At 57.1% G+C, this 23,082-nt stretch carries 17 protein-coding genes; 6 read left to right on the top strand and 11 right to left on the bottom strand.

Annotated features, from left to right (window positions below; all coding sequences use genetic code 11):
• Positions 1–462, bottom strand: a complete 462-nt coding sequence (locus tag B2A78_RS12520; RefSeq protein ID WP_077730336.1) for an SUF system Fe-S cluster assembly regulator — start codon at positions 460–462, stop codon at positions 1–3.
• 222 nt (positions 463–684) lie between these two features.
• Between B2A78_RS12520 and B2A78_RS12525 the strand changes: the two genes are divergently transcribed.
• A complete protein-coding gene (locus B2A78_RS12525) occupies positions 685–2,388 on the top strand; it encodes a L,D-transpeptidase family protein (protein ID WP_077730337.1) in 1,704 nt (567 codons plus the stop codon).
• A gap of 70 nt (positions 2,389–2,458) precedes the next feature.
• Here B2A78_RS12525 and B2A78_RS12530 read toward each other — a convergent pair whose 3' ends face one another.
• The 10 genes from B2A78_RS12530 to B2A78_RS12575 all read right to left on the bottom strand — a co-directional run bounded on the left by B2A78_RS12530 (position 2,459) and on the right by B2A78_RS12575 (position 19,328).
• On the bottom strand, positions 2,459–2,962 hold the full coding sequence (locus B2A78_RS12530; protein ID WP_240502509.1) for a DUF882 domain-containing protein: 504 nt from the start codon (positions 2,960–2,962) through the stop codon (positions 2,459–2,461).
• 382 nt (positions 2,963–3,344) lie between these two features.
• Positions 3,345–4,025, bottom strand: coding sequence for an acireductone synthase (gene mtnC / locus B2A78_RS12535; RefSeq protein WP_077730339.1), 681 nt, complete (start codon positions 4,023–4,025; stop codon positions 3,345–3,347).
• Positions 4,022–4,582: a cupin gene (locus B2A78_RS12540; RefSeq protein WP_077730340.1), complete on the bottom strand. Its 561-nt coding sequence runs from the start codon at positions 4,580–4,582 to the stop codon at positions 4,022–4,024. Before B2A78_RS12540 ends, mtnC begins: the two co-directional genes overlap by 4 nt.
• Entirely contained in the window at positions 4,579–5,193 is a 615-nt protein-coding gene (locus B2A78_RS12545) for a methylthioribulose 1-phosphate dehydratase (protein WP_240502510.1), read from the bottom strand. Before B2A78_RS12545 ends, B2A78_RS12540 begins: the two co-directional genes overlap by 4 nt.
• Positions 5,194–5,333: 140 nt before the next feature.
• Positions 5,334–7,205 (bottom strand): exodeoxyribonuclease V subunit alpha, encoded by a 1,872-nt coding sequence (gene recD / locus B2A78_RS12550; RefSeq protein ID WP_077730342.1) that lies wholly within the window; start codon positions 7,203–7,205, stop codon positions 5,334–5,336.
• A gap of 114 nt (positions 7,206–7,319) precedes the next feature.
• A complete protein-coding gene (gene recB / locus B2A78_RS12555; protein WP_077730343.1) occupies positions 7,320–10,985 on the bottom strand; it encodes an exodeoxyribonuclease V subunit beta in 3,666 nt (1,221 codons plus the stop codon).
• 383 nt (positions 10,986–11,368) lie between these two features.
• Positions 11,369–12,370 carry an OmpA family protein gene (locus B2A78_RS12560; RefSeq protein ID WP_077730411.1) on the bottom strand — a complete coding sequence of 334 codons (1,002 nt, stop codon included), beginning with the start codon at positions 12,368–12,370 and terminating at the stop codon, positions 11,369–11,371.
• A 388-nt stretch (positions 12,371–12,758) separates the two neighbouring features.
• Complete coding sequence (locus B2A78_RS12565; RefSeq protein WP_077730344.1) at positions 12,759–14,312, bottom strand: SIR2 family protein; 1,554 nt, start codon at positions 14,310–14,312, stop codon at positions 12,759–12,761.
• A gap of 272 nt (positions 14,313–14,584) precedes the next feature.
• Positions 14,585–17,842, bottom strand: coding sequence for an exodeoxyribonuclease V subunit gamma (gene recC, locus B2A78_RS12570; protein ID WP_077730345.1), 3,258 nt, complete (start codon positions 17,840–17,842; stop codon positions 14,585–14,587).
• 271 nt (positions 17,843–18,113) lie between these two features.
• Complete coding sequence (locus B2A78_RS12575) at positions 18,114–19,328, bottom strand: FAD/NAD(P)-binding oxidoreductase (protein WP_077730346.1); 1,215 nt, start codon at positions 19,326–19,328, stop codon at positions 18,114–18,116.
• Positions 19,329–19,627: 299 nt separating this feature from the next.
• On the opposite strand from B2A78_RS12575, the gene B2A78_RS12580 reads away from it, so the two are divergent.
• From B2A78_RS12580 to fliO, 5 genes are all read left to right on the top strand, one after another.
• Positions 19,628–20,266, top strand: coding sequence for a hypothetical protein (locus B2A78_RS12580; RefSeq protein ID WP_143735166.1), 639 nt, complete (start codon positions 19,628–19,630; stop codon positions 20,264–20,266).
• Positions 20,267–20,616: 350 nt separating this feature from the next.
• Entirely contained in the window at positions 20,617–21,135 is a 519-nt protein-coding gene (locus B2A78_RS12585; protein ID WP_077730348.1) for a flagellar basal body-associated FliL family protein, read from the top strand.
• A 2-nt stretch (positions 21,136–21,137) separates the two neighbouring features.
• A complete protein-coding gene (gene fliM, locus B2A78_RS12590) occupies positions 21,138–22,172 on the top strand; it encodes a flagellar motor switch protein FliM (protein ID WP_077730349.1) in 1,035 nt (344 codons plus the stop codon).
• Positions 22,169–22,645 (top strand): flagellar motor switch protein FliN, encoded by a 477-nt coding sequence (fliN, locus tag B2A78_RS26990; RefSeq protein ID WP_077730350.1) that lies wholly within the window; start codon positions 22,169–22,171, stop codon positions 22,643–22,645. Before fliM ends, fliN begins: the two co-directional genes overlap by 4 nt.
• Entirely contained in the window at positions 22,642–23,061 is a 420-nt protein-coding gene (gene fliO, locus B2A78_RS12600; protein WP_077730351.1) for a flagellar biosynthetic protein FliO, read from the top strand. The genes fliN and fliO overlap by 4 nt, the downstream gene beginning before the upstream one ends.
• Positions 23,062–23,082: the final 21 nt, after the last annotated feature.

Raw genomic sequence — 23,082 nt, forward strand, 5'->3', positions numbered from 1 at the left:
TTATCTCGGCTGATAGTGAAGGGTGCTGACCGGGATATGGATTTCCTCGGACGCTTTAGTCAAGGGCATGACCATATCGGCCAGGCTGACCGACTCCAGGGCGGTTCGGATCGCCCGGTTGATGACGCCCCAATGGCCACGAATCTGGCATGACGACGACTGCTGGCACTGATCGTGGTCGAGGCCGCATTCTGTCAAGGCGATCGGTCCTTCGAGGGCGTAAATGATAGTCGCCACGCTGGTCTTGTCCGGCGATCGGGTCAACTGATATCCGCCTTTGGCGCCGCGCGTGGATTTGAGGATGTCGGCTTTGGTCAAACTCTTCAGAATCTTGCTCACCGTCGGGATCGCGACTCCGGTCGAATCGGCCAAATCGGTCGCGGCATAAGTGCGTTCGGGTTCTCCGGCCATATGTCCCAAAACGATGATGGCGTAATCGGTTAGTTTGCTGATGCGAAGCATGGCGCTACCTTTCTAATTAAGGACCATTTTAGTCCTATATAAATCCCAAGTAAAGTAGTAGGCTTTTGTTGAACCCGGCTGTTTTCTGGACCTCGAAGGATATACAGATTGCGGTTGCACAATGTTGGAGCTCAAGGCGCCATCATTCGGCGTTATACTGTTGCGAACCCGCACGTAATTGCGCCATTAAGGCACTTTTATTGCCAGCAAGGAAAAAATGAGATGAACAAAGTTTGCCCAACCTTGGGGATTTTTTTTCAGTTTGCTGTAACCGTTTTAGCTCTCGGCACCGTTGCTGCGTCCGCCGTTCAGGCCGAAGCTCCTGAGCTCATCCCGGATACGCCCGCCGTCCACATACAAAGTCTTCTCAAGGAGGGTACGCATCCGAAGCTGCGCTGGGGCAAGTTTCCTGACTACAAGGCGCAACTGGAGCAGTTGTATTACCAGAACGGCCTTACGCCTTTATGGCTGAACGAAGGAAGGCCGACGCCGCAGGCAGAGACGCTGGTGGCGAGCTTGGCGGAGGCGGACAGCAAAGGGTTGAACGCTGCGGATTATGACGCCGAGCTGTTGGGCAAGTGGTTGAGCGAGTTCGATACGACGTCCGCAAATCCGCGGGAAGTCGCTTCCTTTGATGTGGCTCTGAGCCTCGTGGCCATGCGTTACGTATCGAATCTGTATGTCGGGCGCATCAATCCGAATAACATCGATTACGGACTCAACGTCGAGCCCAAGAGGGTGGATCTGCCGAATCTGATTCAGAAAATCGCTCAGAGCCAGCAACCGGCGGCGATGATCGATGCTTTGGAGCCCAAGTTTCCTATCTATGAGCGGCTCAAGGCGGCGCTGCCTCAGTATCAGCGGTTAGCAAAGGAAATGACCCCGGTCCAGTTTTCTTTTCCGGCGAAATTCAGTCCGGGAGATCGCCATAAGGATGTGCCGGCGCTGAGACATTTGTTGCTCGCTCTTGGGGATTTGAACGAAATCAAACAGGGTTCCGCCGGCTCCCTGGTTTACGGACCCGAGCTTGCGCAAGCGGTCAAGCGTTTTCAGCAGCGCCACGGGTTGACGGCGGACGGCATTATCGGAAAAGGTACGCTGAATCAGCTTAATTTCCCGCTGGCCGACCGATTGCGGCAAATTCAGCTCGGGCTGGAGCGTCTTCGCTGGTTGCCCGAACAAATCCGCGGCAACTATCTTGTCGTCAACATTCCGTCATTCCAGCTGTTCGGTTTTCGAAACGGCTCCGCTTTCGGAACGTCCGATCTTCAGATGAACGTCATCGTCGGGGAGTCCGTCGACGGACGTCATACGCCCGTCTTTCACTCGGATATGACGTATATCGTCTTTCGGCCGTACTGGAATCTGCCGTACAAGATCACGGTCAAGGAAATGCTGCCGCAAATTCTCAGTAACCCCGGATACTTGGCGAAGAACAGCCTGGAGCTGGTCCCGAATTTCTCGCCGAATGCGCCCGTTTATGAGCCAAGCTTCAGAAATATCGAGATGCTGACGACTGGTACTCTCAAGTTGCGGCAGAAGCCGGGCCCCAAAAACGCCTTGGGTTTGGTCAAGTTCGCGTTCCCTAACCACAATAACATTTATCTGCACAGCACACCGTCCAAGGGATTGTTCAAGAAAGCCAGGCGCGATTTCAGCCACGGCTGTATCCGAGTGGAAGATCCGGTTGCTCTGGCGGAATTCATTCTGGCAGACCAGGGTGAATGGACCCGCGAACGGATCGAATCGGCCATGACTAGAGACAAGCCGAAAACCGTCACCTTGAAGCAGGCCGTACCGGTTTACATCTTCTATTCGACGGTGTTGGCGGACGAGTCAGGCACCGTGAGCTTTTACGATGACATCTACGGCCACGACCTGATTCTCAGCGACCTGCTGGCGAAGGGCTTCCCTTACCCCTCATGACGAGGAGGGGAGCGAGCGGAGAAAGCGCTCTAAATCGGATTTGGAGCGCTGAATCTATTATCGGGCAAGGCTACCAGGAACGGACTCTGCCGGTATCCAAATGAACGAAATCGGAGCGGCGGTAATAGCCGACGCCGCCCTGTTGTAGGGCGAGCGCTGCCTTCTGGATCGTGCGCGTACTGATATCGCTCATGCGAATATCGATCGCCTTGCCTTCCATGTGCAGGCTGTGTTCGGCCACGCCATGGCTGGTCTTGCGCAGCATCCGGTTCGTTTCCGGAGAACGGTATCCCGAGACCACCTGAAACGTGCCGCGGCTCCCGGTGAATACCGAAACCGCATAGAGCAAATCGATCAGGCCGGAATCCATCGGATGGACGCTATCTGTACGATGGTCCCGCAGAAAATAGTTGAACTGCCTCAAAGTTCGGCGGTCGTAATACTGTTGCGGGCTACAAAGGAGCGTCAGTTCTTCGCCGGTATTTAAATTATGAAATGAGAGCTTGCGATCTTTACTGAAGATTTTCGCAAGCGCATCGGTCGAGGGTAAAAGCAAAGCTCCGACAGCAGCCATTCCGGCACGCGTCAAAAATGCTCGCCGGGATATGCTGGCGTCGGATATTCGATGCCTATTATGAGAATTTGTGTTAGTGCTCATATGCTAAGTTCCCTTTTTTAAATAAGGTCTTCGCATAGGCATCGAAGAATTCTCCGTAGTCCCTTCTCCGCCACCAATGCGCGGAGGCGGGGAACTCGTCGATGCCCGGGTGAACGGCAACCCGCCCACCGAAAAACGCGAACTTTACTTTTCGTGCCTTACGGAATCAAGCTTTAAAACTACCTCCTCATTTAAAGCATAAATCGCGCCATTCGTGAGTAGCCGCTAAGTGCCTGTGATTCAAAGCTCGGCGGCTCTGTCGATACTGTCCCGGTCTGGTCGTTAAATGCTTCTTTTCTCATAAAGAAATATTGATGGCATCAAAATCCGCTGCCCGATCATGGGCAGTCTGACCCGAATCAGTGCTTTCACGAACCAACTGGCACGTCAAAAAACCGGCGGATTTTGCAGCGTCCAATTCCCCTTCAACGTCCGAGAGGAACAGGATGGAGGCGGGCGGCAAGCCAATCTGCCGAGCAATCTCCCGGTAGGAATCGGCATCTTGCTTGGGGCCGATCCGAGTGTCGAAATAACCGGAAAACAGCGGCGTCAAATCGCCGTATTCGGTGTGTCCGAACAGGAGTTTTTGGGCGTGGACGGATCCCGAGGAAAATACATAGAGATCGATGCCCTGAGCTTTCCATTCCCTTAGCTTGCGCACGGCGTCCTCATAGATGTGACCGCAATAATCCCGTTTGCGGTATCCCTCTTCCCATATCATCCCCTGCAATGCTTTGAGGGGCGGTGACTTTCGATCCTCATCGATCCAGCGAATCAGCTGTTCTGCGACTTGTACCGTGCTCAACTCCATTCCGCAGAGTGAACGCACCTCGTCGAACAGCTTCGCTACATCCGGATTATCGGCATGATGAGCGACGAAACTCATCATACGCTCGCGGGAGTAGGGGAACAATACATCTTTGACAAAGGATATCGATGATGTAGTTCCCTCGATGTCAGTCAAAATCGCGCTAATCATACGTACTGGGTCAAAAATTGTTCGAGTTTGGGAAAGGTGTCGGCAATATTGGCGCCGGTGAATCGAGCGACCCAGCCTTCTGGAGAAGTGAATAAGCGGATTGCCTTCAGATTCGGATTCTCGCCCATGTCGAACCAGTGCTTGACATGCGCCGGGACGCTGATGAGGTCGCCTTGCTCGCACAGCAGCACGTATACCTTGTCGTTGGGATGCAGATAAAAGAGGCCTTTTCCATCGACGAAGAAACGCACCTCGAAATCGTCGTGAGTATGTTCGCTGAGAAACTTGGTGCGCAGTTCCGCCTTCTGCGGATGGTCCGGGCGTACGCTGATGACGTCGACCGAGCGAAATTCGTAGCGGTCGATCAGCCGATCGATGGATGGACGATAGGCCGCGATAATGGACTCCTGATCGGCGTCGGGAGACAGTTCCTGGTCGGCGGTCCAGCGCTCGAACAGCACACCGATTTCCCAAAGCTTCGTGGCGATGGTTTCCGGTTCTCGGATCACCTCGGCATTTTCCGGCCGATTTTCGGGATGAATGGTCAGTAAGCTCATGGCGTTCTTACTCCGTGTAAGCGACTCTCGATATCAAATAAAAATTCCAGCGCGTCGACATGACGCAGAGCGTCCTTCACCGAGGCTCCCCAGGTATAAAATCCGTGACCTGCGATTACATAACCGTAGATGTTGCCATGGAGTTCGATGTATTCGTCCACTTTCAGCGCCAGTCGAGGAATGTTCTGATCATTGGGGAAGATCGGGACGACGATTCGAGTCTCATGCGTGTCGATTCCCGGCAGGGCTTTCAGCAGTTCGTAGTTCTCCAGCACCAGTTCGTCGCGGAAGAATCGCGAAAGCAAGGTGGCGCTCGGGGTGTGCGGGTGCAGCACGGCACCGACATCCGGATAGCGGCGATAGATCGAGGTATGCAGCAAAGTCTCGGCCGAGGGCTTTTTTCCGTCCAGCGACCTGCCTTCGGCATCGATCAGCATGATGTCGTCGGGGGTCAGTTCGCCTTTGTGGCGTCCGGATACGGTGATGGCGATGCGCCCGTCGCCGAGCCGGGCGGAAAAGTTTCCGCTGGTCGCAGGGGCCCACCCCCTGCCGTGAATATAGCGTCCCGCTTCGATCAGTTCGCTGGCGCGCTGCTGGAATTCGTCGTGCATGGATGATGTCTGCCGTGCAGCAAAGCTCGCCATTGTAGTCGTCCCGATGGGCCGGCTCAATCCGGAAGATTTCTCAGAGATTGTTGAGAAAATCTGCTTCGCAGCCCGAGTTCGCGACGAAGGGGTATGAGAAATGTGGGCTAAATACAGGTCCAAAGCCGCTCGCGAAGTCCGGAGAATCGTCCGGGAACGCGCTTGATGGCGTCTTCCAGAATTTTCTGCGAGCCGTGTATTTCCGCTCGATGCCGCGCTCGGGTGACGGCCGTGTAAATCAACGGGCGGTCCAGTACCGGGCCTTCAAGGTCCGGTAGCGCCAGCACGATCTCGTCGAATTCGGAACCCTGGCTTTTGTGAACGGTCATGGCGTACACGGTTTCGTGTTCGGGGAGGCGTGTCGGCGAAAATCCCCGGATGTGGCCGTCCGCATCCTCGAAAAAGACCCGGAGTCCTGCGCCGGTTTCCAGCGCGATGCCGATATCGCCGTTGAACAGCCGGAGGTCGTAATCGTTGCGGGTCACGATCACCGGACGACCGGGATACCATCGGCTTCCCCGGCGCAATCGCCGTTGCACGTAAAGTTGTTCCTCGAACCTGCGGTTTATGCCCGCCGCTCCGCTATCGCCTTCCCGATGAGCGGTCAGTACCCGAAAACGGCCGAAAAGGCGCAGAACGTCCTTTGCTTCGTCGCCCGAGTCGACGGCTTCGAAGAAAGCTCGATAGCCGCCTTCCATCCTTCGGACCAAATCCACTCCGCCGACCCGTGTCCGCTCCCAATGAATCTCGGGATGACGGCCGCCGGCGAGCAACGCGACCGCTTCTTTAGCGCGCCCGGCATTGATCATTCGCGCCAACTGGCCGATGCCGCTTTCCGACCCGAAGCGATGGCTGTGGGTGAGGAGCGCGATACAATCGGACAGGGCCGGTGTGAACAGATCGCCCGACGGAATCTTGACACCCGAGGCTGCGTAAAGTTGATCGCAAAATGCCGGGCTGTAGCCGGACGATTCGCACAGATCGCCGAACACCGCTCCGGGTTCCACCGACGCCAATTGATCCTTGTCCCCCAGCAAAATCAGCCGGGCGGCTTTCGGCAAGGCGTCGATCAGCTTGGCCATCAGCGCCAGGTCGATCATCGATGCCTCATCCACCACCAATACGTCCAGCGGCAGCGGATTTTTCCGGTTATGGCGAAAGTAAACGGAGTCGGGCTTGGCGCCCAGCAGCCGATGCAACGTGGAGGCGGTTTCGGGAAGAGTGTCGAGTACGGCTTGCGGCACCGGCAGTTTCGCTTTCTGTTCGCGTATGGATTCCTGAAGCCGCGCCGCCGCTTTGCCGGTGGGCGCGCTCAGAGCGATGCGCAGCGGCTTTTCTCCCGCCTGGGATTGGAGTGCGGCGAGTATGCGAACCACGGTGGAAGTCTTTCCCGTTCCGGGGCCCCCGGAGATGACGCAGAACCGCCGCAACGTCGCCACGGCCGCAGCCAGCTTCTGCCGATCGGGCACCTCGGTGTTGTGCGCGAAAAGCCGGTCCAGTTCGGCGCGAAGTTTGGCCAGATCGATTTCCGGGCAAGGGCTTTCTGCGAGAGATATCAAGTTGTCCGCCAATGTCTTCTCGTAATGCCAGTAACGCGTCAGATAGAGGCGGTTGTCCGCGTCGAGGATGAGCGGCGCGAAGCTGCCGGGAGCCCCGACCAGCTTGGACTTTCGGAGCAGCGCCAGCCAATCGGCGAGACCGGGCAGCGTAACGATGCCCTCGCCGTCGTCGGGGGCTACCTCGGAGCCGGCATAGTCGCACAGACGAATACAGATATGACCTTCCGCGACGGCCTGGTAAGCCAGCTGTGCCGCCCAGATGACCGCTTCGTCGGGATTGCCGTCGAGCCGGCCCAAGTAAGTGGCGAACTGCTTTCCGAGCGTCGAAAGCTTCAAGAGTTTCTGGGCGGCCGAGGCCGGTGCGGCCGGTAAGGAACGTGCGGAAGAACGCAACGAGGCAGCGCGGGCTTCGGAGTTCATGACCTTATTATTCGAAATGGGGAGATGGCCTATTTTCGCCGTATTTTTCTTTATGAACAGTATCGGCGTTGGCCAAGCGACTAGACGGGGGTGTTATCGAGCCGCAGTTTTGCGCTACGACGTCCCCATCAAGAGGCTGTCCAAAGCCTCGATCAATGACTCCGTCGCCTTGTCCCAAAAGATTCCGGTTTTTCTCTGCGGCGCGATACCCCTCAGAAATAGGTAATACGCTCCGCCAAAATGGGTTTCATAATCGTAGCTCGGCAGCCTTTGCTTGAGATATCGGTGCAGGGCGACGGTGTAGATGAGGAACTGGAGATAATAATGCTCGCGCGTCATGGCGGCGGCGAGGCGGTCCGGAGCGTAATCGGCATGGGTGTTGCCGAGCCAGTTGGATTTCCAGTCGAGCAGGTAATAGCGGCCGTCCGCTTCGAACACCAGATCGATAAAGCCTTTCATATAGCCTTCGATATGCTTGAAGTCGAGCAGCCGGGCGGCTTCGGCATAGCGGCGGTCGCGTTGAAATCGCGGATCGGCGAGAAGTTTCCGCAAAGCTTCGGAATCGCCCCCCCGCAACGCATAAGTGAATTCCATTTCGACCAGGCGCTTTTCTTCCGGCACATCGGACAGCTTGAGCCCGCTGTCGTCGAGCGGTGTTTCGAGGGCGGTTTCGATGGTCTGCCGTACGGTCGGCGTCCAGCCATCTCCGATGCCGTGAGCTTTCAATTTGCGGCGGACGAGTTCGGCTAGCCGTTCGGAATCCCGGCAGGCAAAGTCCCATTCCTCCAAAATCGCGTGCAGGCACGATCCGGCCCGAGCGCCACGCGGAAAGGCGAATATCGAATCGCCCGGCGCTTCCGGTAACTCGGATTCCGGCAGAACGTCGTAATCCGGCGCTTCGCTGTGCCGCCCGGTGGTCAAGGCGGAAAAGCTGCTCATGCGCCAGTTCGGGTAAAGCGGCGGACGCCGGAAGGGGCGAACGGCCAGGGTTGAATCGTCCTCCCGTTCCGAGCCGCGGTAGCGGATCGGACGGGTTTCGACGGAGCCTAGGCTAACGCAGCCGGGCGCCCGTTCCGCGAGGCCGCGGATGTCGGCGGCGATAAACCCGGTATCGGCTTCCAGCAGTCTTGTCTCCAATGCCGCCAACGGATCGTCCTCCGGCGCCGTCGAGCCGCCGTGCAGCAGCCAGGCCATGGCGGTCGAGTGAAAGCCTTCGCTTTTGTCCCGCCCGTTCCGGACATTGCCCCAGACGACATAGCAGCGGTAAACGGCGCGCGTGAGCGCCACGTAAAGAAGACGCAGATTTTCCGACATTTCTTCCAGGACGGCCTGACGCCGGTTTTCCTCCAGCTTCGCCGAGCCGAGGTCCAGTACCGATTCGCCGTCGGCGTGCAGAAGCACCGATTGAGCCTTTCGCTGCCGCAGCCTTCCGTCCCAGAGAAACGGACAGAACACGATCGGGTATTCGAGCCCCTTGCTGGTGTGTATGGTCACGATCTTCACGCGCTTGGCGTCGCTTTCCAGGCGTAGCAGGGCGGTTTCGTCGCTCTTGGAGGGACTCCGGATGGCGCGGCCGAACCAGCCCAGCAGCGTATCGATACTCGATTTTTTGCGGCTCTCTACCTGCAGCAGTTCGGCCAAGTGCAGGAGATTGGTCAGCCGCCGCTCGCCGTCTCGAAACTTCGGCAGATGCTCGGTGATGCGGGCGTCTTCGAACCAGCGGCGGAACATCGGCATGAAGCCTTCGCTCAGCCAGACGTGATGGTAGGTCTGAAAGCGGTCGAAGATCGCTTCCCAAACACTCTCGTCCTTTTGCAGTTCGAATATCGCGTTGGCCGTATGATTCATGAGTTCCGTCGCCAGCGCGGCCTTGATCAGCGGCTCCCGCCCCGGCTGGGCGACCGCCTGCAAGATCCGTTCGAGTTCCGCCGCTTCGGGAGTCGAGAACACGTTCTCCTGCCCCTGGCGCACGCTGGGCACGCCGCAGGCCGACAGCGCGTCCTCGATCAAGCGCGCCTGGACGTGGGTGGAGACCAGTACGGCGATGTCGCCCCCGTCGAGGCTTCGCTCGCCCAGGCGTGCCTTGCCCTCGCTTGCGGCGTTGAGCAGCCGGGCGATTTCGAAGGCGGTCGCCAAGGCGGTCAATCGGCTTGCCGCGCCTTTCGAATAGGGCTTTTCCTTTCCTTTGTCGTCTTGCTCCGGCGGCAGCAAAAGGAAGCGGAACGGCTCCTCGCCGTCGCCTTCGATATCCAGAAGGGCACGCAGCCGCGCGGCGGGCCTTACCTCCGGGTAGGGAATCTCGTCGAGCAGGAACGGCTTCGGATGGTCGACGAACAAGGCATTGACCGTGGCGATGAGATCGCGCTCGGAGCGCTGATTGGTCTTCAGCGTGCGGCGGGTGATGCGTTCGTTGCTCCGCGCTTCGAGGTAGCTGAAGATGTCCGCGCCGCGAAACCCGTAGATCGCCTGCTTGGGATCGCCGACGAAGAACACCGGCGAACCGCCGTCCCCGTAGATGCGGCGGAAGATGCGGTATTGGATCGGGTCGGTGTCCTGGAATTCGTCGATCAGGGCGGCCCGGTAGCGGCGGCGGACGGTTTCCGCCAGGCGTTTGCCGTGTTCCGAATCCAGCGCGCTGGCCAGGCGGTTCAGCAGGTCGTTGTAGCAGACGACTTGCAGCGCGCCCTTGCGCTGGTCCAGTTCGGCGTCGCAGAACTCGATCAGGCGCCGCTTGAGGCACTGAAGCCGAATTTCGAAATTTCGGCGCAGGGCCTCGTCCGCCTCGACCACGGACCGGCAACGTTGAAAAAAAGGATGCCGCGGTGGCTCGCAAGCTTTCTTGACGGCAGCGGCAAGGGCTTCGGGCGTCAGACGTTGAAGACCTTCCGGCAGATCGAGCACGGGCGGGACTTCGGGTAAAACGACCGGCTGCGGAGTCTGTTCCGATGCCGGCCATCGGCCGAAAAATTCGGCCGTTTCGGCTAGCCAGTTCCGCAAGCTTTCGGGTTTGACGCGGGTTCGGTTGAAATTCGGATAATCCAGCAGCAGCGCCTCGATGGCAGTCCTTTCGGCATGCCAGGCTTCCGCCGCTCCAAGCACCGCCTGCCCGAACCGCGCGATGTCGTCCTCCTCGTCAGCCGGTTCGACGGGCCCGGCGATTTTCAGGAACGGCTTGCCTACATAGGGCTGAATTTCGCTCAGCCAGACATCGGGCGATTGATTTGTTTGGGCCAGATAATCGGCCCAAGCTGCGGAGGCGAGATAGACCTCCCGTCGCCAGAAATCGTCGACGATTTCCCGCAGCAAATCGGTTTCGTCCGGCATCAGCTCGCAATCGAAATCCGCTCCCGATTCGAAGGCGCTTTCGTTCAAGAGGCGCTGGCAGAATCCGTGGATGGTGTAGACCGCGGCCTCGTCGAACCCGCTGATCGCATAGCCGAGAAGGCGCCTGGCGATCTCGGTCCGGTCGCCGTACAGTTCGAGGATGCGGCGGCAGAAATCGTCGTCGCTTTCGCCGGTTTCGAAGGCGGAAAGGACCTCCCTCAACCGCCTGCGGATACGATCCTGAAGCTCGGCGGTCGCCGCCTTGGTGTACGTCACCACCAGAATCTGATCGACGCTGAGGCCAAGCTCCAGAATCAGCCGAACGTAAAGCCCCGAAATCGTCCAGGTCTTGCCCGTCCCGGCGCTGGCTTCGACCAGATTCAGCCCGGCGAGCTCGGCGTCGTAGATGTCGAACTCTGGGGTATGGTCGGTGGATAGCTGGCTGGAAGGGAGCATGGGCGATTTCGTTTAATGCCGTAGAGCGCGGTGAGGAACGAGCCGCATCCTACGCCACGAAGCACTTCTCCGGCAACGACGAGAAAGATTGCGGCTAGAGCATTTTCATACCGACTGTACGGGCATTCGCGAGTAGGTCGGGAATCCTTTCCCGACACCACGTCTCGGCCGAGCGTCTTCGTCGGCAAAGGATTGCCGACCTACGAGTGCTTGAATCCATTCACCCGAGCCGAAGTCGCCAACGACTTCCGCCAAGCCTGTTTTGCCGGACGAGCGAGATGAAAACGCTCTAAAGCAACCGTTTGCGATTAGAAGGGTCGTCTTGGTGTCCCCAAGACGACCGGGAAAGCTGACGCCGTGTGGAAGGAGGGTAGTATTTGCCTTTAACCGCCGGAGTAGTGTTCGACGATCTCGACGCGCCGGTTTTTCGCGCGCCCTTCTTCCGTTTTGTTCGAAGCGACAGGCGCTATCATGCCGGCGCCCGCGGGTGTCAGGCGGTCGCGAGCGATGCCATGGGCCGACACCAGAGTGTCTGCCACGGTCTGGGCTCGTTTCTGGGACAGCGAGAGATTGTAGTCGAACGCGCCCTTGCCGTCCGTGTGTCCGACGATGAGGACCTTTAACTTAGGGTTTTCTTTCAGAAGCGCCGCCAATTGCGCGATTTGCGGTTCCGATTCCGGCTTGATCTCCGCCTTGTCGAAATCGAAGTAGATGCCGTAGATCGCGATCCGGCCGTCGCGCTCCAGCGCCTGCTGCATTTCGCTGGCCTTGACCAGCGCGATCTTGTCGGCCTCCATCGGCTTCGATTCGACGACCGTCACGGCAACATGCGGCGTCAGAGGCCGGGATTTGGTCGCCTTGGTCTCGACCCCGAGCATCCCGACGGTAACCCGGCCTTCCGGCGCATCCCGCTCCGCCAGCAAATAGACAGTGGTATCCCAGGTCGTCGGCATGCCGATCTGGCCGTTCCCGGCTTCCCAGAAGGTTGGGACCGATCCGCCGGGCGAACATTCCTTCGCGCCCTTGCAGAAGAAACGAATCGTGAATCCCTTCGAGCGCAATGCCGCCTCGTAATTGCGCATGACCTCCAGGATCGAGCGATCCGCGGGGCCTTCATATCGAATCGAGGTGAGCTTCCCGGACACGCCGATCTGCCATGCCTCGGGCTTGTCTTTTTGGCCACGGTCCAGCGGTTTGAACGGCAGCTTCAATTCTTCGTGGGCTTTCGTTTCGTAAAACGTGACAACCGACCCCTCGTAACGTCCGACCAGGGCATGATCGGCGGAACCGGCCAAATCGGTTTTCTCGGCTTGCACCGTCCCGGCAAAGAGGGCCGGAACCGCCAAAAACAAAAACAAAAACGAAATCCCCAATGGCAATCTCATGAGTTCACCTCGATTTTTTCCGCCCGATCGGGCATTTGTAATTATCCGAGTTTCCAGTGCGTCCGCCGGCAACATGGCCGCTACCGGCATGAAATCCAAGCCTTGCGTCGGCGCGATACCGCGTCCGGTTGAAAACAAGATTAGATTATTTGTGCGGTTACTGATTGTTCAGCGGCAGTTCGTAGGATGTGCCGACGATAGGAGGCGCATCGTTCGCGATTGATGCCTGTCCTGAGCCTGGTCGAAGGGCGGTTCGTTCCTCACCGCATCCTACGGCCCTTCGCCTAAAGAAGTCTGAAGCAAATAACAAAAGCCTGACCCTTTTCCTGACCCTTTTCCCATATGACCCTTTTCCCATATGACCCTTTTCCCATATTGCGCCTGCGGGCTACCAACCCCATTTTAGCCTATCGTACAGCGCCGCCAATTTTCTAAAATTACTGGCGTAGCTTGATTTTTTATAATCTATCTTTTCAAGATTATTGATGAGGAATTCTTTCAATACATCTAGATCAATTTTATCGCTTGGTACGAAAGGAATGTACGCGGAAGAATTCTCGGGCGTGCATAGCTGGATAATCTCCTCTATACTTTTATGCCTATAGTTTCTAAAGAATGGCCTCGAGTACATTTTCAGTCTAAAATCCTTTACTTCTTTTTTTACAACTTTATCAAGGCATATATTGGCCAGCCTGTACTTCTCTTCACTATCAATTCCGATTGATCTCAAGTATTTAAATACTGGAATATAAGGGGTGTTCTTACTGGCGCGGGGTAGCACGTTGTCAACAATTTGTTGATGATCGAAGCCTTTGTTATCAAGCAATAGATCTTCGATTAGCTCCTCTGCACCTATCGCCGCATATCCAATTGGTGCTGGGCCCGCGTGCTCTTTTGATGCAACTCCAACTCCAACTAAAAATTCAACATCCTCTTTTGATTCAATTTCGTCGATATCCACCACGCATATCTTCTTTTCTGGCTCTGCCGACTGCACTAACTCATAAAGTTGTTCTTTGCAGTACCGCAGAACTCTTGCAGGAATTTTCCGCTTTGTTGTATCAATGGCTTGATAGACCTCTCCGAAGTTATTGGTCTTCACCAGAACCAACGGTATCTGCACACCGTTTATGGCTAGATATGTATCAGAAATAATTGGTTCTTCGCCATTAGACAAGCGCTGTACGAATATTAGATTTTTCCTTAGTTGCTCTATCTTGTCCGTGCCGATACATGAAGCAATTGCTCTTAGGAGGCTGCTTATGTTTTCATCAGAAATTGAATAACCAATAAACACAATTGGATGCTCGACAAACAGAGTTATTAATTTGGCAGCAAGATAAGTATTTTTTTCGTTAAATTCATCGTAATCCTTTTTCGTCATTACTAACGAAGACGGTTCAGTAGAGCAGCCGTGAATCTTGTAGATTTCGCCAATTTCGTGGGGATGTGAAAACAGCAGCTCTTCTTGACCTATATAAGTTCTATGTTCAGGAAAAAGCTGTTCAATAAACATATCCCAGTTCGTGGTTATGACACCATCAACATTCAGTCCTGATAATAGCGAAACTTCTTCTTTATATTCAGAGTCCATCGCTTTTGACTGATCTAGGGTTGATAGATAGTTGCAGATTTCAATACGTAGAGCTGATGTTTCATCTTTCACTTTTGACTTGAAGCGCTCTACGCTTTTTTTATAATCTTCTGAGTTCCACCAGATCTCATTGAAATCTCTTGCTAAGAGAGCTGCAACGGTAGGGTAGTGCCCATTTGCAGAAGCTAGATAATACTCAAACGGCTTTCCAGTAACACAGAATCTCTCTAGAAGTCCTCTCCAATCCTCAAGACCTAAGTAGCGTCTCGAAAACCCCGATCCAACAAACAGAAATGGTCCCGCTTTTCTTGATCTAAAAATCTCAATCAATTTTGATGTTATACCCATAAATACCTTAGTTAGGTCAAAATTTCGAAACATTCAAGGTAAAATCGACTTCAAGAACGAAGCCAAATCTTAATCGGAAAATATCCAATATCTTACTTCGATAGCTACGCTCCGTATCCTTGTTCGAAGCGTAATCGTTTTATGCCGGCCTGATCGATAAACGTTAGTTTCGTGCCCCACTCCCAATAACACGGAAAAGTAATCAATATCGATCAGGCTAATTCGGGATAAAGAGGCATCGTATACACCGAATTCAAGAATCTCATCGGCAATTACCGAGATACCTCTTTCGTCATCGCCGCCAACATCGGGCTTATAAGCTCGATGGCCAGCGCCTCGAAGCTTTCGTCCAGAGGATCGCTGCCTCGATAAACCGTCTGGTAATAGGAATTCACGCTTTCACCGGCCTGAAACTCCGACCCTTCCCAGATACTCCAGGCCTGCCTTAGCGCGTTGAGCCGGATAGCCTCCGGATCGCCGCCAAGTCTGGCCGGCGGATCGTGTATGCAGCGGGCGTAGGCATGACTGGCCTTGGGAAAGAAGGGCAGCGGGGCGGATAGTCCCTGCCAGTAGGCGTTCAATAGTTTCACGAGTTCGTTTTCGGGATCGTGGACCGCATGGAATGTGAGGGTTTGCTTGGGCGTGTGCAGGATGGATTGCGGCGTCACGTTTTTCGGGGCGATCAGGCAAAGCATCAGGTGCCGGAGCCAGAGGTCGAAGAGCTGGCGGGGGCTCGGCTCTTCGAAGCTGTAGTCGGTAAGGCCGCTAGCGCCGACTTCGGCGAGGGAGCCGATGAGGCGCAGGCCGTTCGCTTCGAAATCCACCGGCATCGGCTCGAAGCGGGGTTTGACGAGCTCCGGGAGCAGTTTGACGGCGAAGCTTTCGACCAACCGTTGCTCCTTGCCGTGCAGCGCTTCGCCGAAGCGGCCGTGGGGCAAAAGGCCCTGGGCGTCGGCGAGCAGCAGCGCGCTGTGCGGTTCTCGGTCCAGCGCCAAGGCGTTCAGGAGGTTCTGGCGGACCTGGTTTCTCGTTCGGTAATCGAGCGCAAACGGTTCGCGCACTTCGAACTCCGTTGCGGCGTCTTCCAGAACCAGGTTCAGCCGCCGACGCAGAAGATAACGGGCGGGGTTGCTGAAGAAATAAGCAAGGCCTTCCGGATCGACCGTGCGCCATTCCTCTTCGGGTTCCGGTAGAGGGCCGGAAAACAAGGGTGCGGGCTCCTGGTCGCCTCGTCCGATCAGGCGGGCCGCGGCCAGCCAAGTCGACGAATAGCCCGGCAACCTTGCGTCGTCCTTGAAGTAGCCGGGATCGAACGGTTGCAGCGGGTGCTGGGTAACGAGATGGGACTCGATGTCGCCTTCGGCCAGCTCGCAGCTTTGTTTCGCGACGTCGATGAGTTCGGACACCAAAGGGGAAGGCGGGAGTTCGGCGTTGTCGCGGACGCTGCGGCCCACATAGCTGAGATAAAACACCTCGCGCGCCGACAGCAGCGTTTCCAGGAAGAGATAGCGGTCGTCCAGCCGGCGGGAACGGTCTCCCCGGCGGGGATGCTTCGCCATCAGGTCGAAGTCGGGGGGATGGCGCTGACGCGGAAAGCTGTCGTGGTTCAGGCCGAGCACGGCGATGACCTTGAACGGCAGGCTGCGCATCGGCACCATCGCGCAGAAGGTGACCGCGCCGGTCAAAAAGCCGCCGGCGCTCGATGGCTGACACAGGCGGTCGGCGAGCCAGCGCTTGATCACCCGTATCCCGACCGGCTCGCGGAAGCCGGCTTGTTCCGAGAGTTCCCGCAGCAGATCGAGGGTGCCGCGCAGCTGGAGCAGCAGCGTTTCGTCCTCGTCCCGCGGATCGAACAGCCGGTCGATGAAGCTGTTCAAGCGCTCGACCCACTCCGTCACGGGCTGCTTCGCCTTGAACCGGTCCGCCCATTCGAACAGGGTTTCCAGAAATTCCGCGAACCGCTCCAGGATCAAGACCCGGCTGCCTTCGATGTCGTCGTAAGGCAGGGTTTCGGCGAACAGCGGAAAGCCGTCGCCCGCCAGTTCCTGCGGCAGGGCATAGCCCAGCATCAGGCGCTTCAGGCCGTCGCGCCAGGTGTGGCGAGGAACGTCCGGCAACCGGTATTCGGTCTTGTGGGTCCCGTCCCGCCCCCAGCGGGTGCCGACCGACCGCGCCCAGTGATGGATCATGGGAAGATCGTCTTCGCACAGCCGGAAACGGCGCTGTATGGCGGGTTGCTCCAAAAAGCCGAGCGTCGTGTCCGCCGCGAATCGGCTCTCCGGCAAATCGAGCAGCGCGAGAAAAGTCTCCAGGAGCGGCTGTTCGTGGGTCAAACCGCGGTCGGCGATGCTGAAGGGGATTTGCGGCGCATCGTGGCTTTCGGCGAATACCGCTTCGATGTAAGGCGTGTATTGCTCGATGTCCGGCGTCAGCACGGCCACGTCGCTCGGTTTCAATTCAGGATCGAGGTCGAACAGCGCCAGAAGCTGATCGCGCAGGACTTCGACTTCGCGCATTGGGCTGTGGCAGGCATGGACTTGCAGCGAGCGGTCGTCCGGCCGTACGGCCAAGCGCCCGGCGCTGCGGCGGTCGATCAGTTCCAGGATGTCGGCCTGGAGTATGTGCAGCAGCGAATCGCGCGGCGGTTCCGCCCGAAACAAGCTGTGCAGCTCGGAATGCTCGGCCACGGAATCGAAAAATTCGCGGCCTTGTTTCCCTAGCGATGCCAGCAAGGGATGCCCCACTTCCAGGTACAGATCTTCCGGCGAGCGTTCTCCGGCCACGCGGCCGATTTCCCGTTCATCCCGGATTTCGCCCCAGTATTCGCGGCAGGGATTGAGCGCGTATAGATTGATCTCGGTATGCCTGGCGAGCGCATTCAGCACGTACAGAAAGGCCGGCGGCAGCGAGGAAACGCCGAAGATGGCGATGCGCCGCGGAAGCCGATCGGCCGCCGAGTCGGATTCGAGCGCCGTCAGCAGTTCGTTCATGAAACGGGCGCGATGGGGCGCAGCTTCCCCCATGCTCAGGTCGCGCCACAATAGGGCTTGCCAGTCCTCGTCGCCGTCCAAGGCGAGCGTTTCGCCGCGTTCCCAGGCGGCTATCCAGTCGGCCCGGTACATCAGATATTGATCGAACAGATCGGCGATCCGCCTGGCGAGTTGGAACCGGCGGAGTTCGTCTCCGTTTTGGAGATACCCGGACAGGCGCGGAGTTCGCTCCAGATTTGCGGTTCTCCCCAGCCAGTCGAAGATGCGGAAGGTGAGTACCTCGGAAGAGAATGCCGAACGCCTCGGGAGTTCGCCGAGGAATTGCCGAAGCAGGTCCCAGATGAACGAGGCCGGCAGCAGAAAACGGACGTTGGCGCAGATGCCGAGATTGTCCGCAAGGCGCAGGGACAGCCAGCGTCCCATGCCAAGGCTTTGAACGATGACGATTTCCGGTTCGAAGGGGGAGGCCGGCGGTGTGCTGTCCGCCGTCAAAAGTTCGGCGAGAAATTCCAGCTTGTCGGATTGGTAGAGGCGAAGCACGGGGCGGTCAGTTAGGTTTCGTTCTTAATACCCTCACCCTAGCCCTCTCCCGGCGGGAGAGGGAAAGATCGGTATTGCCATGCAAATAGCGGATTGCGCTTGGGCCCGCCTCGTGGGAAAGGCTCCGGCTTACGAGGTGCAGCGCCGTAGGCTGGGTCCAGGAACGAGACCCAGCATTTTCAGGAGATCAGATGCGAGATCGAACTGGAATTACGCAAAGCTCCATTCCAGCCTACGGACTTTGCCATTCCTGCGGCGCGGGGATGCCGGTTTACGCCTTGCCCAGATGAGGCCACTGATAGCCCTTGAGCAGGCCCTGCCAGTAGATCACCGGAATGATGTAGCGCTTCAACAGATACATGCTGTAGCGCTCCTTGCCCTGGTCGAAGGGAAAGGTTTCCTTGGGCTTCAGGTCGTAGTCGAATTCGGCCAGGATCAGCTTGCCGTAACCGGTGATCAGCGGGCACGAAGTATAGCCGTCGTATTTGGCTACCGGCTGTCCGCCGTTCATGACCGACAGGAGATTCGCGGTCAGGATCGGGCTTTGCGCCCGGACTGCCGCCGCCGTCTTGGACGTGGGCAGGCTGCTGGCATCGCCCAGGCTGAACACGTTGGGGTAGCGGACGTGCTGCAAGGTGTCCTTATTTACGTCCACCCACCCGCCTTCGTTCCCGAGCGGACTTTTCTTTAGGAAGTCGGGAGCGCTCATGGGCGGAACCACGTGGATCATGTCGTAGGGCTGAACGACGTTCTCTCCGGTATCGAGATTCTTGAACACGGCCTCTTTCGACGCCGGGCGCAGTTCCACCAGATTGTGCTTGAAATGAACTTCGATATTGCGCGGTTTCACCACCTGTTCCATCAGGCTGGCGGCGTATTTGGGCGCGCTGAAGATGGTGGGCGTGGCGCAGTAGTAGACGACGCGGGATTTGTCGCGCAGGCCGTGCTTGCGGAAATAATCCTCCGCCAAATACATGATTTTCTGCGGTGCGCCGGCGCATTTGATGGGCGGCGGCGGAAAAGTGAACACGGCGTTGCCGCCCTTGAAGTTCCGGATGTTTTCCCAGGTGGTGTTCACGGTGTCGTAGCTGTAATTGCTGCACACCCCGTCCTTGCCTACCGCTTCCTTTACGCCCGGGATCTTGTCCCAGTCGATCTGTAGCCCCGGACAGACGACCAGGTAGTCGTAGCCGATTTCCTTGCCGCCCTCGGTTTTCAGCGAATTATTGGCGGGATCGAACTCCGCGGCGGCATCGCGTATCCAGGTGGCGCCTTTGGGGATCAACTCGGCCATCGGTTTGACCGACTGCTCGCGAGTGACGACGCCGCCTCCGACGAACGTCCAGAAGGGCTGGTAATAATGCTTCTCGGACGGCTCGATGATGGCGACATCCGTTATCCCGGCATGCAGCAGACGGGCGGCGATGCCGAGCCCGGCGGCGCCGCCGCCGATCACTACGACACGATGATGAATCTTGCTATCCATGGGGTCTTCCTCTTGGGTGGATGAGTTTTAGAATTTATTAATCGAGATTTCTTATTTTCAGATTCATTCTCAATGATTTGGCTTGTCCGCCCAATTCTGCCTTGCATGGAGGTCCTTTGACAATGTATTCCGGTTTTGGACCGGCTGTCGGCCTGCCCGAATGTCGCCCCGCCCGGATTAGGTAAGTCTTTGTAATGGCTGAGGCCAATTTAACCTGCTATCTTCATGTGGCGGAGGAACAACACGCTTTGGGAGTTCAGTCGCGCTTTAGTTTGTTCATCAATTACAAGGAAACAATAATGTTTAAGAAACCGTCTGTAATTACCGTTTGCGTCGCTACCGGGATGATCGTTTCGGCCTCTGCTTCTGCGGATATCGTGATCAAGTCGGGGGTAGGGCGTACTCAAACGGTTATGGAAGCCTCGATTCATTACGACGATTTGGGAAATGACGATATCGATTGGCCGGCGATAGCGCCGAATTACGAGGGAGATACCCAGCTCGGAGAAATGGCCGTAAAAGTAGATAACAAGACTACGTTGGTATGCGCCGTCTTGGGGAAAGGATACGATCTACAGGTTTTTACGGACGGCTCCGGAGCGCCCGTCATGCTTCCGACAGGACAGCCTCTCGTGGTGCCCGGCCATCTTCGCCATGTCATCACGTGTACCGATTCGTCGGGTTCGGAACTGTCGCGGTTGAGCACCGATGGCGATACGCCTGTCAGCTTTTCTCCGGTAGCATATCCTTGTAAATGGGCGGTCACGGAAATCATGTATGTCAAGGCGCCCGTGCTCACGGTGGGGCCAATTACCGCTCCCGGAAATACTGGAACGTTCAGTGGCGTTACAGGCGGCACCCTTACTGTAAAGGGTACGATCAATGCCTGTACCGGCCAAAATGTATTCACGAGTATTACCGGAACGCTTACCAATTAAGCATGGATTACTAATCTCGATTTCATAATGCCTAAGGGATCGGCTTAGCCGGCTGATACAGATTATGCCGATCCCCGTTTTCTGGCTCTGTATCTGAATACCCGTTCCCGTGCCGCAGTTGCTCGCTCCTCGTATCGGCCGTAGCGCTGCCGGGGTTGATCTCGCTCTTGGAGCATTCAGCCATCAGCCTCCTTTCGTTTCCAAGCGTCCGAATTTTGGCGCCTTGCTGGCTTTTGTCTTGCCGTAGGGCGACGAAAAGCGTTCAGGGCTTGCTAATGCCTTGTCGGTGCTAAGCTTTTTTTGTGGGCATCATTGTTGCTGAAGGCAGCAGAAAACTTTGGAAAACCGCGATGGCGCAACAAGACAAACTGGATTTAGGCGAAGAAAAGAAGAAGTCATCCAAGAGCGTTATTTTTATCGTTCTCGGAGCGATGCTGGGAACGCTCCTTGCCGTGTTCGCAGCGCTTTATTTTTGGGGGATCTTCCCACCGAAGCAGAACGAGAATGAGGCGGCTGCGGAATCCCGTGACGGCGGGGCACTCGCGCTGCCGATGATCTATTTCGCTATCGACCCGGCTTTCGTGGTCAATTTCAAGAGCAATCCGGATGCCCGCCTGCTCCAGGTTGGCCTTAGCGTCGCTTCGAAAAATCAAGCCGTGATCGACGCGGTGAAAAAGCATTCGCCGATGATCCGCAACAACGTGCTTTTGCTGCTGAGCGGCCAGGAGCCGGCGGGGCTCAAGACGGCCGAAGGCAAAGAGGCGCTCAGGGGCAAGCTGCTCGAGGAAATCAACGCGGTAGTTTCTAAGCAAACGGGCCACAAGGAAGGCGCCGAAGAGGTTTTTTTCACCGGATTCATCATGCAATAGCCATGGCCGTTCATGATCTTTTGACTCAGGAAGAAATCGACGCGCTTCTGCACGGCGTCGACGACGGAGATATCGGAACCGAATCGGAGATCGATTTTCGAAGCGGCGAGGTACGGACCTACGACTTCACCAGTCAGGACCGCATCGTGCGCGGGCGGATGCCCACTCTGGAGATGATCAACGACCGCTTCGTCCGTCATTTCCGCATCAGTCTGTTCAATTTGCTGCGGCGCTCCGCGGAGATTTCGGTATTGGGCGTTCAGGTCCTGAAGTTCTCGGAATACGTGCACAGCCTGTTCGTTCCGACCAATCTGAACGTCATCCGGCTCAACCCCTTGCGTGGGCGTGGTTTGATGGTCATGGAGCCGACCCTGGTGTTCACCGTCGTGGACAATTTTTTCGGCGGCAGCGGTCAGTTCTACAACAAAATCGAGGGACGCGAGTTCACGCCGACCGAGATGCGGGTCATTCAGATGCTGCTCGAGCTGATTTTCAAGGACATGAAAGAGGCCTGGGCGCCGGTCATGCCGATCGAGTTCGAGTATCTGGGTTCGGAAGTGAACCCGCAGTTCGCCAACATCGTGAGTCCCGCCGAGGTCGTCGTGGTCTCCACCATACATATCGAAGTGGAAGGCGGGGGAGGCGATCTGCACATTACCCTGCCGTATTCCATGATCGAGCCGATCAGGGAACTTCTGGATGCCGGTATTCAGGGGGATAGAAGCGATGATTCGGACGACCGTTGGCGCACGGCTCTGCAAGCGGAAATCCTGGATGCCGAAATCGAGATGCACAGCACCTTGGTCGAAAAGACCTTGTCGTTGGAGGACATGTTGCGGTTGAGAGCCGGCGACGTGATTCCGATCGAAATGCCGGAGACCATTACGGTCGTCGTCGACGACATCCCCGTATTTCGCGGCAAGGTCGGGATCTCGCGGGGCAATTACGCAGTGCAGATTCTGGAGAAGATCAGCCGCGCAAGCGGGGATAAAGAACGCTTAATCGGGGTATTGGGAAGCGGAGTTGAACGAGCATGAGCGACGAATTGGAAGAATCGATCGAAGGCGCTGACGGGGGCGACGAATCCGAAGATCTAGCCGACGATTGGGCCGCCGCCCTGCTGGAGCAGCAAGAGGCTGCCAAAAAAATGGCGGAGCCTCCCCGCCAGCCGGCGGCTCCGAGACCCGAACCCGCGACCTTCGAAGATCTCGGGAGATCTCCGCCGGCGGCGGACGTGGCAAAAATCGAGGACATCAACCTGGACGTGCTGCTGGACGTTCCGGTGACCATCGCGATGGAGATAGGGCGCACTAAGATCAACATCCGCAATTTGTTGCAGCTGACCCAGGGCTCGGTGGTCGAGCTGGACCGGCTGGCGGGCGAACCCATGGATGTGCTGGTGAACGGCACGCTGATCGCTCACGGCGAAGTGGTGGTGGTGAACGACAAGTTCGGTATTCGTCTCACCGATGTCATCAGTCCCGCGGAGCGGGTGAGAAAGCTGAAATGAAGGCCCATGTCTTTGCGGTGGTTTCGTCGCTGATGTCGCCGGTTCTGCTGGCCGACACCGCTTCCGCCGTACCCAAGGCCTTGCCTTCGGTGGATATGGCGAAGAGTCTGACCGGATTGCTGGCGGTATTGGCGGTCATTTTCACTCTGGCCTGGCTGCTGCGGCGATTCGGCAGCTTTTCCCGGCTCGCGCCGGGAAGCTTTCGCGTGTTGGCCGCGGTTTCGCTGGGATCTCGGGAGCGGGTCGTGTTGTTGCAGGCAGGTGGGAAACAACTGGTGCTGGGGGTGGCGCCAGGACGGGTCGAGACCCTGTGCATCCTGGAAAATTCGGAAATCATCCCGGTCGAGAGCGGAATGCCGTCGGCCGGGGCCTCTTTCGCCGAACGCTTGCACGAGTTGACGGGGCGGCGATCATGAACCGTCGGCCGTACTTCGCTC

This window comes from Methylocaldum sp. 14B, assembly GCF_002005105.1.
Classification (GTDB): domain Bacteria; phylum Pseudomonadota; class Gammaproteobacteria; order Methylococcales; family Methylococcaceae; genus Methylocaldum.

Bases quoted from the DNA above. Each gene is read 5' to 3' on its own strand.
- B2A78_RS12525 (WP_077730337.1), top strand. From the start codon at position 685: ATGAACAAAGTTTGCCCAACCTTGGGGATTTTTTTTCAGTTTGCTGTA.
- B2A78_RS12580 (WP_143735166.1), top strand. From the start codon at position 19,628: ATGTTTAAGAAACCGTCTGTAATTACCGTTTGCGTCGCTACCGGGATG.
- B2A78_RS12530 (WP_240502509.1), bottom strand. From the start codon at position 2,962: ATGGCTGCTGTCGGAGCTTTGCTTTTACCCTCGACCGATGCGCTTGCG.
- recD (WP_077730342.1), bottom strand. From the start codon at position 7,205: ATGAACTCCGAAGCCCGCGCTGCCTCGTTGCGTTCTTCCGCACGTTCC.
- B2A78_RS12540 (WP_077730340.1), bottom strand. From the start codon at position 4,582: ATGAGCTTACTGACCATTCATCCCGAAAATCGGCCGGAAAATGCCGAG.
- recB (WP_077730343.1), bottom strand. From the start codon at position 10,985: ATGCTCCCTTCCAGCCAGCTATCCACCGACCATACCCCAGAGTTCGAC.
- B2A78_RS12520 (WP_077730336.1), bottom strand. From the start codon at position 462: ATGCTTCGCATCAGCAAACTAACCGATTACGCCATCATCGTTTTGGGA.
- B2A78_RS12585 (WP_077730348.1), top strand. From the start codon at position 20,617: ATGGCGCAACAAGACAAACTGGATTTAGGCGAAGAAAAGAAGAAGTCA.
- fliM (WP_077730349.1), top strand. From the start codon at position 21,138: ATGGCCGTTCATGATCTTTTGACTCAGGAAGAAATCGACGCGCTTCTG.
- B2A78_RS12545 (WP_240502510.1), bottom strand. From the start codon at position 5,193: ATGCACGACGAATTCCAGCAGCGCGCCAGCGAACTGATCGAAGCGGGA.
- fliN (WP_077730350.1), top strand. From the start codon at position 22,169: ATGAGCGACGAATTGGAAGAATCGATCGAAGGCGCTGACGGGGGCGAC.
- mtnC (WP_077730339.1), bottom strand. From the start codon at position 4,025: ATGATTAGCGCGATTTTGACTGACATCGAGGGAACTACATCATCGATA.
- B2A78_RS12560 (WP_077730411.1), bottom strand. From the start codon at position 12,370: ATGAGATTGCCATTGGGGATTTCGTTTTTGTTTTTGTTTTTGGCGGTT.
- B2A78_RS12565 (WP_077730344.1), bottom strand. From the start codon at position 14,312: ATGGGTATAACATCAAAATTGATTGAGATTTTTAGATCAAGAAAAGCG.
- B2A78_RS12575 (WP_077730346.1), bottom strand. From the start codon at position 19,328: ATGGATAGCAAGATTCATCATCGTGTCGTAGTGATCGGCGGCGGCGCC.
- fliO (WP_077730351.1), top strand. From the start codon at position 22,642: ATGAAGGCCCATGTCTTTGCGGTGGTTTCGTCGCTGATGTCGCCGGTT.